The organism is Nocardioides lijunqiniae, assembly GCF_015024225.1.
GTDB lineage: Bacteria > Actinomycetota > Actinomycetes > Propionibacteriales > Nocardioidaceae > Nocardioides > Nocardioides lijunqiniae.
Map to the genome: position 1 here is coordinate 1 of NZ_JACJGM010000036.1, position 14,470 is coordinate 14,470.

General features: G+C 72.4%; 14 protein-coding genes. 2 read left to right on the forward strand and 12 right to left on the reverse strand.

Annotation, left to right across the window (positions count from 1 at the left end; genetic code table 11):
* The 4 genes from IRQ30_RS18905 to IRQ30_RS18920 form a co-directional block, all read right to left on the reverse strand.
* Positions 1-323: winged helix-turn-helix domain-containing protein (locus IRQ30_RS18905; protein ID WP_193614508.1), on the reverse strand; the 323-nt coding region annotated here is incomplete at its 3' end.
* Positions 324-327: 4 nt separating this feature from the next.
* Entirely contained in the window at positions 328-2,808 is a 2,481-nt protein-coding gene (gene pheT / locus IRQ30_RS18910) for a phenylalanine--tRNA ligase subunit beta (RefSeq protein ID WP_193614509.1), read from the reverse strand.
* 2 nt (positions 2,809-2,810) lie between these two features.
* Positions 2,811-3,923 (reverse strand): phenylalanine--tRNA ligase subunit alpha, encoded by a 1,113-nt coding sequence (pheS, locus tag IRQ30_RS18915; protein ID WP_193614510.1) that lies wholly within the window; start codon positions 3,921-3,923, stop codon positions 2,811-2,813.
* Positions 3,924-3,991: 68 nt separating this feature from the next.
* On the reverse strand, positions 3,992-5,026 hold the full coding sequence (locus IRQ30_RS18920) for a LacI family DNA-binding transcriptional regulator (RefSeq protein WP_193614511.1): 1,035 nt from the start codon (positions 5,024-5,026) through the stop codon (positions 3,992-3,994).
* Between the two features lie 91 nt (positions 5,027-5,117).
* Between IRQ30_RS18920 and IRQ30_RS18925 the strand changes: the two genes are divergently transcribed.
* On the forward strand, positions 5,118-5,954 hold the full coding sequence (locus IRQ30_RS18925; protein WP_193614512.1) for a phytanoyl-CoA dioxygenase family protein: 837 nt from the start codon (positions 5,118-5,120) through the stop codon (positions 5,952-5,954).
* A gap of 122 nt (positions 5,955-6,076) precedes the next feature.
* Here the strand turns inward: IRQ30_RS18925 and IRQ30_RS18930 are convergent, their stop codons facing one another.
* From IRQ30_RS18930 to IRQ30_RS18945, 4 genes are read right to left on the reverse strand one after another with little or no spacing between them, the layout of a single operon-like run.
* The gene (locus tag IRQ30_RS18930) at positions 6,077-7,084 is read right to left on the reverse strand and encodes an ABC transporter permease (protein ID WP_193614513.1); all 1,008 of its coding nucleotides are present in this window, start codon (positions 7,082-7,084) and stop codon (positions 6,077-6,079) included.
* On the reverse strand, positions 7,081-8,088 hold the full coding sequence (locus tag IRQ30_RS18935) for an ABC transporter permease subunit (RefSeq protein WP_193614514.1): 1,008 nt from the start codon (positions 8,086-8,088) through the stop codon (positions 7,081-7,083). Before IRQ30_RS18935 ends, IRQ30_RS18930 begins: the two co-directional genes overlap by 4 nt.
* Entirely contained in the window at positions 8,085-9,707 is a 1,623-nt protein-coding gene (locus IRQ30_RS18940; protein WP_193614515.1) for an ATP-binding cassette domain-containing protein, read from the reverse strand. Before IRQ30_RS18940 ends, IRQ30_RS18935 begins: the two co-directional genes overlap by 4 nt.
* Positions 9,708-9,715: 8 nt before the next feature.
* Positions 9,716-10,792 (reverse strand): ABC transporter substrate-binding protein, encoded by a 1,077-nt coding sequence (locus tag IRQ30_RS18945; protein WP_193614516.1) that lies wholly within the window; start codon positions 10,790-10,792, stop codon positions 9,716-9,718.
* 145 nt (positions 10,793-10,937) lie between these two features.
* Between IRQ30_RS18945 and IRQ30_RS18950 the strand changes: the two genes are divergently transcribed.
* Positions 10,938-11,840 (forward strand): DeoR/GlpR family DNA-binding transcription regulator, encoded by a 903-nt coding sequence (locus IRQ30_RS18950; protein ID WP_420827617.1) that lies wholly within the window; start codon positions 10,938-10,940, stop codon positions 11,838-11,840.
* A 53-nt stretch (positions 11,841-11,893) separates the two neighbouring features.
* Here the strand turns inward: IRQ30_RS18950 and IRQ30_RS18955 are convergent, their stop codons facing one another.
* The 4 genes from IRQ30_RS18955 to rpmI all read right to left on the reverse strand — a co-directional run bounded on the left by IRQ30_RS18955 (position 11,894) and on the right by rpmI (position 14,432).
* Positions 11,894-12,949 (reverse strand): sensor histidine kinase, encoded by a 1,056-nt coding sequence (locus tag IRQ30_RS18955; protein WP_227467827.1) that lies wholly within the window; start codon positions 12,947-12,949, stop codon positions 11,894-11,896.
* 19 nt (positions 12,950-12,968) lie between these two features.
* Complete coding sequence (locus IRQ30_RS18960) at positions 12,969-13,781, reverse strand: TrmH family RNA methyltransferase (protein ID WP_193614560.1); 813 nt, start codon at positions 13,779-13,781, stop codon at positions 12,969-12,971.
* A complete protein-coding gene (rplT, locus tag IRQ30_RS18965) occupies positions 13,778-14,170 on the reverse strand; it encodes a 50S ribosomal protein L20 (protein WP_134741704.1) in 393 nt (130 codons plus the stop codon). The genes IRQ30_RS18960 and rplT overlap by 4 nt, the downstream gene beginning before the upstream one ends.
* Positions 14,171-14,237: 67 nt before the next feature.
* On the reverse strand, positions 14,238-14,432 hold the full coding sequence (rpmI, locus tag IRQ30_RS18970; protein WP_193609946.1) for a 50S ribosomal protein L35: 195 nt from the start codon (positions 14,430-14,432) through the stop codon (positions 14,238-14,240).
* Between the last annotated feature and the right edge of the window lie 38 nt (positions 14,433-14,470).

Below are 14,470 nucleotides of genomic sequence, written 5' to 3' on the forward strand. Positions count from 1 at the left end.
TCGGCGCGCCGCGCCTCCTCGAGGAGGACGCCCAGCTCCAGCGCGTCGACGTCGTGGCCGGGCAGGCCCAGCGCGTAGCCCTGCTCCGTGCGCCGTACGGCGTCGGGCGCGGTCTGCGCCCGCACCCGGGAGACCACCACCTGCAGGGCCTTGCCCGGCACCGCCGGGCGCTCGTCCGCGCCCCAGACCCGCTCGACCAGCGTCGCGTCGCCGACGGCGCGCCCGCCGGCGGCCGCCAGCGCGGCGAGGAGTGCGTGCGCCCGCTCCCCCGTGACCGGGGCGCCCCGCCAGGTCACGGCGTCGAGCAGGGCCAGCACGCTCATCCCATCAGCGCTGGACCGCGCCGCACCTGGCAGCGGCGACGGCGACGGCCGCGTCGCGCGCGGCGCCGGTCTCCTCCTCGGTGAGGGTCCGGTCGCCGGCGCGGAAGCGCAGGGCGAAGGCCAGCGACTTGCGGCCCGCGCCGACCTGGTCGCCGGTGTAGACGTCGAAGAGCCGGATCGACTCCAGCAGCCCGCCCGCGCCCTCGCGCAGCGCCTCCTCGACCGCCGCCACGGTGGTGGTCGCGTCGACCACCAGCGCGACGTCCTCCTTGGCGAGGGGGTACGTCGAGAGCGCGGGGCCGGCGACGACGTCGACCGCGCGGCTCATCAGGTGGTCGAGGTCGAGCTCGAGCGCCGCGCTGCGCGGGGGCAGCCCGAAGGCCTTGCAGACCTTGGGGTGCAGCTCCCCGGCGTGACCGATCTCGACGCCGTCGACCTCGAGGCGCGCGCAGCGACCCGGGTGCCACGGCTCGCGGGCCGCGGAGACGACCTCGAGCGGCACGCCCAGGTCGGAGGCGACCCGGCGCACCAGCGCGATGCTGTCGGCCCACCCGCTCTCGCGGCCCGAGCCCCACCAGCCGGGTCGCTCGGACTCGCCCGACAGCACGACCGCGAGGAAGAGCGGCTGGCGCGGGAGCACCTCGAGCAGCTTCTCGAGCTCGGCGTCGCTGGGACGCAGGTCGACGCCGTAGATGGGCGCGGGACCGCGGTCGACCGGGAAGGCGACGGTGCCGGTCTCGAAGAGCGCCACCCCGGGGGCGCCGCGGCCCAGGTTGCGCGCGGCGGCCTTGAGCAGGCCGGGCAGGAGCGTCGTCGTGTAGGACGGCTCCTCCGAGGAGATGGGGTTGGCCAGCGTCACCGTGCGCCGCAGGACGTCGTCGGGCGGCAGGCCCAGGTCGTCGAAGGTCTGCTCGCCGACGAACGGGAAGCTCACGACCTCGACGCAGCCGGCACCCGCGAGGAGACGCCCGACGCGACGGCGCAGCCGCTGCTCGCGGGTCAGACCCCGGCCGGCCGCCTCGCGCGGCAGCACGGAGGGCACCTGGTCGTAGCCGACCACGCGCGCGACCTCCTCGACGAGGTCGTAGGGGTCGGTGACGTCCGGCCGCCAGGTCGGCGGGACGACGGTGAGGCGCTCGCCCTGCACGGTCACCGCGCAGCCGACCGCCTCGAGGTGGGCCACGGCGGTCTCGGCCGGGATCGGCATGCCGCTGATGCGCGCCGGGAGGTCGGCGTCGATCTCGATGGTGGGCGAGGACGGCACGACGCCGACGAGGGTGGCTCCGGGCTCGACGGTGCCGCCGCCGTACGTCGCCAGCAGCTCGGCGACCCGGTCGGCTGCCACCGCGGGCAGGAGCGGGTCGACGCCGCGCTCGTTGCGCTTGCCGGCCTCCGACGACAGCTTGTGGCGCTTGCCGGTGCGGAACATCGAGACGGCGTCCCAGTGGGCGGCCTCGATGACCACGTGGGTGGTCGTCTCGGAGAGCTCGGTGCTGGCGCCGCCCATGACGCCGGCCAGGCCGATGGGCCCGGAGCCGTCGACGATGACCAGGTCGTCGGAGGAGAGCACGCGACGGGCCCCGTCGAGCGTCGTCAGGCGCTCGCCCTCGGCCGCGCGGCGCACGTGGATCGCGCCGTCGAGCTTGTCACCGTCGTAGCCGTGGATGGGCTGGCCGAGCTCGAGCATGACGTAGTTGGTGACGTCGACGCCCAGCGAGATCGGGCGCATCCCGGCCTGCTGGATGCGTCGTGCCATCCAGGCCGGGGTCGGCGCGGTGGCGTCGAAGCCGGTCACCCGGCGCGCCGCGAAGACCGGGCACCCCTCGGGGTCGTCGATGATGACGGGGTAGCCGTCGGCGTCGGGCTCGGGCACCTCGCGCGCGGCGGGGTCGTGGAACGGCACGCCGAAGCCGAGCGCGGCCTCGCGGGCGACGCCGCGCAGCGAGAGGGCGTAGGCGCGGTCGGGGTTGATCTCGAACTCGATGATCTCCTCGTCGAGGCCGAGCACGCCGAACGCGCTGTCTCCCGGCTCTCCGGCGTCGGCCGGCAGGACGATGATGCCGTCGTGGTCCTCGCCCAGGCCCAGCTCGGCCGCGGAGCAGATCATCCCGGCCGAGACGTGGCCGTAGGTCTTGCGCGCCGAGATCGCGAAGCCGCCGGGCAGCACGCCGCCGGGGAGCACGACCACGACCAGGTCGCCCGGGGCGAAGTTGTGGGCGCCGCAGACGATGCCCTGCGGCTCACCGCTGCCGTTGGCGTCGCCGACGTCGACGGAGCACCAGTTGATGGTCTTGCCGTTCTTCTGCGGCTCGGGCTCCATCGTGAGCACGCGGCCGACCACGAGCGGGCCGGTGATGGCGGCGCCGGGCGCGTCGATCGCCTCGAGCTTGAGCCCGAGCGCGGTCAGCCGGTCGGTGAGGGTCTCGGTGGTGACGTCGGCGGGCAGGTCGACGAGCTCCCGGATCCAGGAGACGGGGGTCTTCATGCCTACAGCTCGCTTCCGAAGGCGGTGGTGAACCGGACGTCACCCTCGAAGAGGGCGCGGAGGTCCTCGAGGCCGTGACGGAACATCAGGGTGCGGTCGATGCCCATGCCGAAGGCGAAGCCGGAGTAGCGCTCGGGGTCGACCCCGCAGGCGACCAGGACGCGGGGGTTGACCACGCCGCAGCCGCCCCACTCGATCCAGCCCTCGCCGCGACACGTGCGGCAGGTGTCGGCGCCGGACTCGTCGAGCCCGCTGCCGCGGCACACGAAGCAGACCAGGTCGACCTCGGCGCTGGGCTCGGTGAAGGGGAAGTACGACGGGCGGAAGCGGGTCGTGATGCCCTCCCCGAACATCGCGGTGGCGAAGTGGTCGAGGGTGCCCTTGAGGTGGGCCATGGAGATGCCCTCGTCGATGGCGAGGCCCTCGACCTGGTGGAACATCGGGCTGTGCGTGGCGTCGTACTCGTCGGTGCGGAAGACCCGCCCGGGGCACACGACGTAGATCGGGGGCTCGCGGGTCAGCATCGTGCGCGCCTGGACCGGCGAGGTGTGCGTGCGCAGCACGAGGTGGTCCTCGGCCGGCGAGGTCCAGAACGTGTCCTGCATCGTGCGGGCGGGGTGGTCGGGGCCGAGGTTGAGGGCGTCGAAGTTGAGCCACTCGGCCTCGATGACCGGGCCCTCGGCGACCTCCCAGCCCATCGCCACGAAGATGTCGGCGATCAGCTCGGACCCGGTGGTGATCGGGTGGCGGGCGCCGAGCGGCAGTCGGTCGGTCGGGACGGTGACGTCGACGGTCTCCTCGACGAGCATCCGCTCCTCGTGCTCGGCCTCCAGGACCGCCTGGCGGGCCGCGAGGGCCTGGTTGACGGCTCCGCGCGCCTGGCCGAGCCGCTGCCCGGCCTCCTTCCGGGCCTGCGGCGGCAGGGCCCCGATCTCGCGGTTGGCCAGCGCCAGCGGCGAGCGGTCCCCCGCGTGCTCGAGACGGGCCTGCTTGAGCTGCTCGAGGTCGCCGGCCGCGGCGAACGCCGCCAGCGCGGCGTCACGGGCGGCCTCGACCTCTTCGGGCTGCAAGGTGCTGACCTCCACGGGGTCGTAGTCGGTATTGGGTCCGGACACGGGGTGAAGTCTAGGAACGTCGCCCGGCGCGGCGCGAACCGGTTCTCCTGCGTCTCACCGGGCGCGTCTCACCGGGCGGCGCTCGCCGGGGGCGTCGCGGGGGCGGGCGCGCTCTCGCGCACCACCAGCCGGTGCGGCACCGCCACGTCGCGTCCCGGCAGCGCGTGGTCGCGCATCCGCTCGTCGAGGCAGGCCAGCGCGAGCTCGGCCAGGCGCTCCTTGTCGGGGGCGACGGTGGTGATGCTGGGCACCGAGTAGCGCCCGGCCTCGATGTCGTCGAAGCCCACCAGCGCGACGTCGTCGGGCACCCGCAGGCCCAGGTCGGCGCAGGCCCGGAGCGCGCCGAGGGCCAGCTGGTCGGTGAAGCAGAACAGCGCGTCCGGCAGCGCCTCCAGCTCGGCCAGGCGCCGCATCGCGTCCGCGCCGTCCTGGTGGTGGAGCCGCTCCACGGGGACGTGGAGGCGCTCGTCGTCGGCGACCCCGGCCTCGGCGAGGGCGTCGCGGTAGCCGGCGAGGCGCTGGCGCGCCGTCTCGTTGCGCAGGTGCGGCTGGACCCCGACGGCGGCGATCCGGCGGCGGCCGGAGGCCAGCAGGTGGCGCGTGGCGCCGGCAGCGGCAAGGCGGTTGTCGACCGCGACGTGGTCGACGGTCCCGACGCCGGGCTGCTCCCCCAGCATCACCACCGGGGGCGCGGCCGAGCGGCGCGAGACCTCGTCGGCGGTCATCGACCAGGGGCTGAAGATGACGCCGTCGACGCCCTGGCCCCGCGCACCGTCGAGGAGCTGCCGCTCGCGCGGGCCGCTGCCGTCGGTCTGCTCGATGTGGACGGTCCAGCCCCGTGCCTCGGCCGCCCTCACGACGTGGGCCGCGAGCTCGGCGAAGTACGGCGAGTCGATCTCCGGCACGACCAGCCCGATGACCTCCGACCGGCCCCGGCGCAGCGCCCGAGCGGCGACGTTGGGCCGGTAGCCCAGCTCCTCGATGGCCGAGAGCACGCGGTCCCGCGTGCCCGCCGCCACAACCTCGGGGGTGTTGACGACGTTGGACACCGTGCGCACCGACACCCCGGCGCGGACGGCGACGTCCTTGAGATTCGCAGGCATGAATTTCCGACCTCCTGGGCCCAGGCTATTGCAACGTGGCATTGCAACGTTGCAAACTGGTGTCAGACACCACGATCTCCAAGGAGCACTGATGACGACCACCGCAGCACTCGACGTCCCGATCGACACCGACGCCATCTCGTCCGCCATCCAGACCGACGGCATCACCGCCGCGAAGCAGGCCTTCTCCCGCGAGTGGGTCGAGCAGCTGCGCGAGGACGTGGAGGCCGCCTTCGACGAGGCCCGCTCCCGCGAGGGCGGCGCGGTCGGCCGCGGTCCCAACCGCTACTACGTCGAGATCCACCCGGAGGCGCTGCGCGGCTTCGTCGACCTGGTCGACCACCCGTGGGTGCGCGCGGTCTGCGAGAGCGTGCTCGGTCCCGACTACCAGATCGTGGAGGTCGGCTTCGACATCCCGTTCGCCGGCGCCGTCAACCAGCCCTGGCACCGCGACTTCCCGAGCCCGCGCGAGACGCTCGAGGAGCGGCGCCTCACGTCGCTGGCCTTCAACGTCACCTGCGTCGACACCGCGGAGGACATGGGTCCCTTCGAGGTCGCGCCCGGCACCCACTGGGACACCGGGGAGGACTTCGAGCACGGCATGTTCCCGCCCAAGTCGGCCTACTCCCGCTACGAGGAGCTGGCCGTGCGCAAGTACCCCCAGATGGGCGACATCTCGGCGCGCTCCGCGCTGACGGTCCACCGCGGCACCCAGAACCACTCCGAGAAGTCGCGCCCGGTCCTGGTCCTGGGCATCGACGCCCCGGGCGCCGGCAACGACGAGAAGCACGACCTCGCCGTGACCAAGGCGTTCTGGGAGGCGCTGCCGGAGCGGGTCCGCGCGCACCTGTCCTGCCCCGTCGTCGACGAGCTCACGCCGATCACCCAGAAGCACACGATCGAGGGCCTGGTGATGGGCGAGGCCTGAGCCTCCCCCGCCCCGCACACGCGACGACGCCCGCCACCTGGTCAGGTGGCGGGCGTCGCTGCGTCATTGGTGGGCCCGGGGTGAGTCCAGGTGAGTCCCGGGATGCTGCGTCGTCGAGGTCGCTAGGTGCGCTCGGCGCGGGTCAGCCACCGCTGCAGCGTCACCACGCCCAGCAGGATGCTGCCACTCACGACGGCCTGCCAGTCGGAGTCGAGCGACCCGACCTGGTTGATGACGTTCTTGATGACCTGGAGCAGCAGCACGCCGATCAGGCTGCCGAGGATCGTCCCGGCGCCACCGGTGAGCAGCGTGCCGCCCAGCACCACGGCGGCGATCGCCTCGAGCTCGAGGCCCACGCCGAGGATGGTCACGCCCGAGGAGGTGTAGGAGGCGATCATGATGCCGCCGAAGCCGGCCAGGAGCGCGGAGGCGACGTAGGTCAGGACCTTGGTGCGCTGCACCGGCAGGCCCATCAGCTCCGCGGCGTCCTCCTGCCCGCCGATGGCCAGCACCGAGGCGCCGTAGGACGTGCGGTGCAGGACCAGCGCGCCGATCGCGAAGAACAGCACCACCAGGAGGACCGGGTAGGGCACCCCGAGCAGGTCGCTCTGGGCGAGCTTGCGGAACGACGAGCCGGCCGGGACCTTGTAGGTCTTGGCGCCCTCGTCGGTCAGCAGGAGCAGCAGTCCGCGGGCGAAGAGCAGTCCGGCCAGCGTCACGATGAACGGCGGCAGGCCACCGCGCGCGATCACCAGGCCCTGCACCAGCCCGATCAGGCCGCACACGCCGAGCGGGAGCGCGAACGCCACGAGCGTGCCGTGCTGCGAGCCCCAGGCCGCCAGCACGCCGCCGAGGGCGAACACGCTGCCGACCGAGAGGTCGATGCCGCCGGTCATGATCACGAACGTCATGCCGAGCGCGAGCATGGCCAGGAACGACGCCTGCACCGCGATGCCGGTGAGGTTGCCGCGGCTCAGGAACGAGTCGAAGCTGAAGCTGGCGACCACCATGACGAGCACGAAGATCGCAAAGGCTCCCTGGCGCTGCACCAGGGCGGCGAACCGCGCCCGGGAGGCCATGGCGGCCTCCGGGGAGTTCGTCGTGGCCGGGTCCACCTCGGTGGCGCTCATGTCTTCCTCGACTTTCTGGTCGTGCCGCGGCCCAGCTGGACGTAGACCGCCGCGATGACGATGACGGCCTGCACGATCTGGGCCCAGGAGTCCTGGATGTTGTGGAAGATCAGCGTCGCGGTGATGAGCTGCATCAGCAGCGCGCCCGCGACGGTGCCCAGGATGCGCACCTGGCCGCCGGAGAGCGGGGTGCCGCCGATGACGACCGCGGTGATCGCCGAGAGCTCCATGAGCAGCCCCAGCTTGGTCGGGTCGCTGGCCTGCGAGCGGGCGGCCAGCAGGATCCCGGCCATGGCGGCGAGCAGGCCCGAGACGACGTACGTCGTGACCAGCACGCGCTTGACAGGCAAGCCGGCCAGCTCGGCGGCCAGCTTGTTGCCGCCGATGGCGACCAGCTGACGGCCGTAGGTGGTCCTCCGCACCACGAGGCCCACGACGACCGCGATGACCGCCGCGATGGCGACGACGTAGGGGATCCCGAGGATGCTGCCGGTGCCGAGCTCGCGGAAGCTCTCGTCGCGGATGCTCTTGATCTGCCCGCCGAAGAGGTTGGCGACCCCGCGCCCGGCGACCATCAGGCCGAGGGTGGCCACGATCGGCTGCACGCCGACGTGGGCGACCAGGACGCCCGCGATGAGGCCGACCACGACCCCGGCCGCCAGCGAGATCCCGATCGAGACGCCGGTGCCGTAGCCGATGTAGAGCGGGATCAGCGCCGCCGCGAGCGCCATGACGGCGCCGACGGACAGGTCGATGCCCTCGGTGCCGATTACCAGCGCCATGCCCAGCGCCACGATCAGCACCGGCGCGACCTGGACGAGCTGCAGTCGCAGGGTGCCCTCGGTGGCGAAGTTGTCGGTGAAGAGCAGGTTGAAGAGCAGCAGCAGCACGAGGGCGACGAACACGCCGTTGCGGCGCACCCAGTCGCTGTCGACGCGCCGGCTCCGCCCCGAGCTCTCCGGTGCGGACGCCCCCGTGGTGGCGGGGCTCGCGGTGTCGGTCACGACGCCTCTCCCTTGCTGTCGGTGGGGCTGTCGGTGGGGCCGCCGGTCTGGCCGCCCCTAGGGCTGTCGGTGGACCGGTCGCCGGCCAGCGCCCGGAGCAGCTCGGAGCTGCTCAGGTTGCGGCTGTCGAGCTCGGACTGCGCGGAGCCGTCGTGCAGGACGACGATGCGGTCGGCGCCCTCCACCAGCTCGTCCATCTCGCTGGAGATCAGGACGACCGCGAGGCCCTGCTGGGCCAGCTCGTCGATGAGGGACTGCACCTCGCTCTTGGCGCCCACGTCGATGCCGCGGGTGGGCTCGTCGAGGAGGAACACCGTGGGCTCGGTGCACAGCCAGCGCGCGATCAGCACCTTCTGCTGGTTGCCGCCGGAGAGCTCGCGCACCTTCTGCTGCGGGCTCGAGGCCTTGATCTGCAGGCGGCGCATGAAGGTCTCGACGAGCGCATCGATCTTCCCCTCGGAGACCACGCCGGCCCGCGACATGCGGGGCAGCACGGCCAGCGCGATGTTGTCGCGCACCGACAGGTCCGGGATGATCCCCTCGGCCTTGCGGTCCTCCGACAGCAGCGCGATCCCGGCGCTCAGAGCCCGGCGCACGGAGTTGGCGCGCACCTTCTTGCCCGACACCGTCACCTCGCCGGCGTCGGTGTGCATGGCGCCGTAGATCGCCTTGACGGTCTCGCTGCGCCCGGAGCCGAGCAGTCCCGCCAGCCCGACCACCTCGCCGGGACGCACCGTGAGGTCGATGCCGTGCAGTCGGTTGCGCACCTCGATGCCGGAGACGACCATCGCCGGCTCCTCGCTGCGGCGGTGGGACTCCCCGAACTCGGTCGCGCCCTCGGAGGCCACCTCCTCCACGTCGCGCCCGAGCATGCTGGAGACCAGCTCCAGCCGGCTCATCTCGGCCAGCGGGCCGGTGTGCACCCAGCGACCGTCGCGCAGGATCGTCACCCGGTCGCACAGCTCCCACAGCTCGTCGAGCCGGTGGGAGACGAAGACCAGGCCCACCCCGCGGTCGCGCAGCCGTCGCGCGACGGTGAAGAGGGTGGTCACCTCCTTGGCCTCCAGCGAGGACGTCGGCTCGTCCATGATCACCACGCGGCTCTCGACCGACATGGCCCGCGCGAGCGCGACCATCTGCTGCGCGCCGAGGCCCAGCCGGCCCAGCTCCTTGCTGACGTCGAGCTCGATCGTCAGCTCCCGCATCAGCTCGCGGGCCTGCTGGTTCATGGACCGGACGTCGATCAGGCCGAACCGGTTGCGCGGCTCGCGTCCCAGGAAGATGTTGCGGGCCACGCTGAGCAGCGGGACCAGGTTGACCTCCTGGTAGATCGTCGAGATGCCGACGTCCTGCGCGTCGGAGGGACCCCGGAAGTGCCGGGTCTCCCCCGCGTAGCGCACCTCCCCCGCGTCGGGGGCGTAGACGCCGGTGAGGACCTTGATCAGCGTGGACTTGCCGGCGCCGTTCTCGCCGACGAGCGCGTGGATCTCGCCGGGGGCGAGCTGGAAGTCCACGCCGCGCAGGGCGTGGACGCCGCCGAAGGTCTTGGTGACCCCGACCGTCTCGAGGACGGGGTCACCGGTGCCTCGCGCCGGTGTGGTGGTGGTCGTGGAGGTCACGCGGCTCCTCAGAAGGCCTTGCTCAGGTCCTGCTCGGCGTTCTCCGAGGTGTACTCGTCGTCCTCGATGATGACGTCCTCGGGGATCTCCTCGCCGGCGTAGAACTTGGTCATGGTCTCGAAGGCGAGCGGGCCGAAGCGCGGGTTGGACTCGATCACGGCGTTGATGTCGCCGTCGACGATGCCCTGGACGGCGTTGCGGGTGCCGTCGATGGACACGATCTTGATGTCCTCTCCCGGGTCCTTGCCGGCGGCCGAGACGGCGGTGACGGCGCCGAGCGCCATCTCGTCGTTGTGGGCGTAGATGGCGGTGATGTCGGGGTTGGACTGGAGCAGCTGCTCGGTGACCGTCTGGCCCTCGTCGCGCGCGAAGTTGGCCGTCTGCTCGACGACGATCTCCAGGTCGGGGTACTCCTTCTCGACCTGCTCCTTGAAACCGGCGTTGCGCTCGTCGGTGACGTTGTTGCCGGAGGAGCCGAGCAGGATGGCGACCTTGCCCTCGCCGCCGGTGGCCTCGTTCATCGCGTCGGCCGCGCGCACGCCCTGGTCGTAGAAGTCCGAGCCCAGGAAGGCGACGTAGTCGGAGCAGGACTGGTTGGTGACCTTGCGGTCGATCGTGAGGACCGGGACGCCCTTCTGCTTGGCCGCGGCCAGGGCCGGGTCCAGGCCGTCGGAGTTGACCGGCGCGACGATGAGCATCTGGACGCCCTGGTTGAGCATGTCCTGGATGTCGGCGATCTGCTTGGGCAGCTCGGCGTTGGCGTTGGTGACGATCAGCTTCTTGACGCCGGCCTCCTTGGCCGCGCTCTTGATCGAGGCGGTCTCGGCGGCGCGGAACGCGGCGGTGTCGGGCTCGGACTGGGAGAAGCCGACGACGGCGTTCTTCAGGTCGAGCTTCTCGGCGCCGTACTTGTCGAGGGTGCAGCCGGGGCCGGCGGACTCGCTCTCCTTGACCACCTGCTTGTCGTCGCCCGCGGGCTGGTCGTTGGCGGAGTCGTCGCCGGAGTTGGTGCAGCCGGCCAGCGCCAGGCTCGCGGTGGCGGCGACCGCCAGCGTCTTCCAGGCCGAGAATGTCGTGCTCGTCATGAGGTGCTCCTTGGAAACGTCCGGTTAGGGGATGAGACAGCCGTCACACACGGGCTCGAGGTAAGCAAACATGGTCGAACAAAAAAGCGCAATCACCCACACGGGCGAACTCTCCCAGCATTTCGTTGTGCGGATCTGCTTGAATGTGACCCACACCACCCGTCAGACTCTGCTGAACCCACGGATCCGCGCACTTTCGCACACAGGTTCACAGCCGCCGACCTCAGGAGACGTCATCCTCGCCGCCGAACGACAGACCCGGATTCTGCGCGAGGTGGAGCACCGCGGCGCCGTCCGGGTCTCCGAGCTCGCCCGGCTGCTCAACGTCTCGGACATGACCATCCGGCGCGACCTCGACACGCTCGCCGCCCAGGGCCAGCTGGCGAAGGTGCACGGCGGCGCCACCGTCACCGGCGGCGGCAAGCCGAGCACCGACGAGCCCGGCTTCGAGGCCAAGTGGGCGCGCCAGACGGCCGAGAAGGAGGCCATCGCGGCCGCCGCCGCGGCGCTGGTGCAGCCCGGGTCCGCCGTCGGGCTCTCGGCCGGGACCACCACCTGGACCCTCGCCCACCACCTGCGCGACATCCCGGGTCTCACGGTCGTCACGAACTCGATGCGGGTCGCGGAGGTGCTGCACACCGGCGGCACCGAGGCCCCCAACGTCGTGCTCACCGGCGGCGTCCGCACCCCCTCGGACGCGCTCGTGGGGCCGGTGGCGGTGTCGTCGCTGCGGCTGCTGCACCTCGACGTCGTGTTCCTGGGCGTCCACGGCATGACCGCGCGCGCCGGCTTCACCACACCCAACCTGCACGAGGCCGACACCGACCAGGCGCTGGTCGCGGCCGGTCAGCGGCTGGTGGTGCTCGCCGACCACACCAAGTGGGGGATCATCGGCATCAGCACCATCGTCCCGCTCGACCAGGCCGACGTCGTGGTGAGCGACGAGGGCCTGTCCCCCGACGCCCGCACGCTGATCGCCGAGGCCGGCGCCGAGCTCGTCCTCGCGCCGTACGCCGCCCCACGTGCGGTCGACGCCGCCGCCGACTGAGGGGCGGCGGGCCGCCGGGACCGGTACCAGCAGATGCCGGTACCGGACGCGGGTCAGAGCATGCTGCCGGCAGGCCAGACGAGCACGACGCGCGCTCCGCCGCCGGGCGCGTCGGCGATCGTGACCGTGCCGCCGTGGGCGCGCACGAGGCCGTTGACGAGGTAGAGGCCCAGCCCGGAGCCGCCGCTGACTCCCCCGCGCCAGAACTTGGTGAACACGCGGCGCCGCAGCTCCACGGGGATGCCCTCGCCCTCGTCGTCGACGGTGAGCTCGACGCCCGGCGTCTCGGCGGTGTCGGGGAGGGCGGCCAGGCGCACCGAGACCCGGCCCTCGCCGTGCCGCACGGCGTTCTCGATCAGGTTGGTCACCACCTGGGTGAACTTGTCGGGGTCGACGTTGACCTGGGGCAGGTCGCCGACGACGTCGAGGTCGATCTCGCGTGCGGTGCCGGCCGCGACGGACTCCGCGATGCGGCCCACCAGCACCGCCGCGTCGGAGGGCCGCGGGTGCAGCTGGAGACGGCCGGTGTCGATGCGGGCCACGTCGAGCAGCTCGGCGATCAGGCGGCTGAGCCGGTCGGAGTCGGCGTGCACGGTGGTGAGCATCAGCTTCTTCTGCTCGTCGCTGAGCTTGTCCCAGCGGTTGAGCAGCGCCTGCACGAAGCCCTTCACCCCGGTCAGGGGCGAGCGCAGCTCGTGCGCCACCGTGGCGACCAGGTCGGAGCGCTCGCGGTCGAGCCGGGCCCGGCCCCGCCCCGAGCGGATCGTGACCGACACCCGCGACACCGGCTCGCGCAGCGAGGGCCGCTCGATCCGCGCCGTCACCAGCACCTCGGTGCCGTTCGGCAGCAGCCACGACTGCTCGGGCACGCCGGTGCGGGTGACCAGACCGCCGTACGGCGCGTTGGCGGCGTGCCAGGCGGTCCCGTCGTGGTCCTGCAGCGCGAGGACGTCGGCGAGCGGGCGACCGACCAGCTCGGCGACCTCGCCGCCGAGCATCCGCGCGGCCAGCCGGCTCACGAGCACGACCGTCCCCTGGCCGTCCGCGACGACGACGCCGTCGGGAAGGGCGTCGGCGAGCGCCTGCGCGCTCACGATCTCCCCGGCCATGCGTGCACCCTACGAGGGCCTACGAGGGCGCAGTCCCGGGGCCCGCACGGCGCTGGGTCGTGGCCGAGGCGTAGAGGCACAGGGCGGCGGCGGTGGAGAGGTTGAGGCTCTCGGCGCGACCGTGGATCGGGATCGCCACCCGGTGGTCGGCCAGGGCGGCCAGCTCCGGCGGCAGCCCCCAGGCCTCGTTGCCGAAGAGCCACGCGGTGGGTCCCGCGAGCAGCTCGCCGGCCTCGAAGAGGTCGACGTCGCCGGCGCCGTCGGCGGCCAGGACGACCAGGCCCGCGGCCTGCGCGGCGCGGACGGCGGACGCCGCGTCGTCGGTGACCGCGACGGGCAGGTGGAAGACGCTGCCGACGCTCGCGCGCACCGTCTTGGGGTTGTAGACGTCCACCGAGCTCCCGGCCAGGACGACGGCCCCGGCGCCAGCTGCGTCAGCCGAGCGGATGACCGTGCCGGCGTTGCCGGGGTCGCGGACGTCGGCGCACAGCGCGATCAGCCGCGGCGCGGGGTCGAGCAGGTGCTCCAGGGGCCGGTCCAGGAAGCGGCAGAGCGCGACGACACCGGCCGGGCTCACGCTGTCGCTGAGCGAGGCCAGCGCGCGGTCGTCGACGAGCGTCCACACCGGAGCGGCCGACGCGAGGTCGGCGTACTGCTCGGTGGCGGCCGGGGTGGCGAACACCTCGACCGCGCAGCCGGGCACGCCGAGCGCGCCCTCCACGGCCTTCGGGCCGTCGGCAAGGAACAGCCGCCGCTCGGATCGCTCCGAGCGGCGGCTGAGCTTGCGCGCGTCCTTGAGCCGGGCGTTGCCCGACGTCAGCGGGGTGTTCAGGCCGTGGCCTCGACCTTGGGCGCGTTGACGTCCTCGGGCAGGGCCGCACGGGCGGCCTCGAGGATCGCGGTGAACGCGGCCGGGTCGTTGACGGCCAGGTCGGCGAGGATCTTGCGGTCGACCTCGATGCCGGCCAGGTTCAGGCCCTGGATGAAGCGGTTGTAGGTCATGCCCTGCGCACGCGCGGCGGCGTTGATGCGCTGGATCCACAGCTTGCGGAAGTTGCCCTTGTTCTTGCGGCGGTCGTTGTAGCTGTAGACCAGGGAGTGGGTGACCTGCTCCTTGGCCTTGCGGTACAGACGCGAGCGCTGGCCGCGGTAGCCGGCGGCGCGCTCGAGGGTGGTACGGCGCTTCTTCTGGGCGTTCACTGCCCGCTTGACGCGTGCCATGGTGTTACTCCTTGGTGCTGAAGTTGCTCGATCGAGGTGCCTCGACCAACGAACGGGTGGACGAGGGTCAGATGCCGAGCATCTTCTTGGCGCGCTTGGTGTCGGCCTTGGCGACCTCCACCGTGCCGGTCAGGCGACGCGTGACCTTGGAGGCCTTCTTCTCCAGGTTGTGGCGCTTGCCCGCCTTCTCGCGAAGGATCTTGCCCGAGCCGGTCACGCGGAAGCGCTTGCCGGCACCGGAGTGGCTCTTGTTCTTCGGCATTCTGTCTCTCTCTTTCGGTCGTGGTCGCGCAGGCGCGA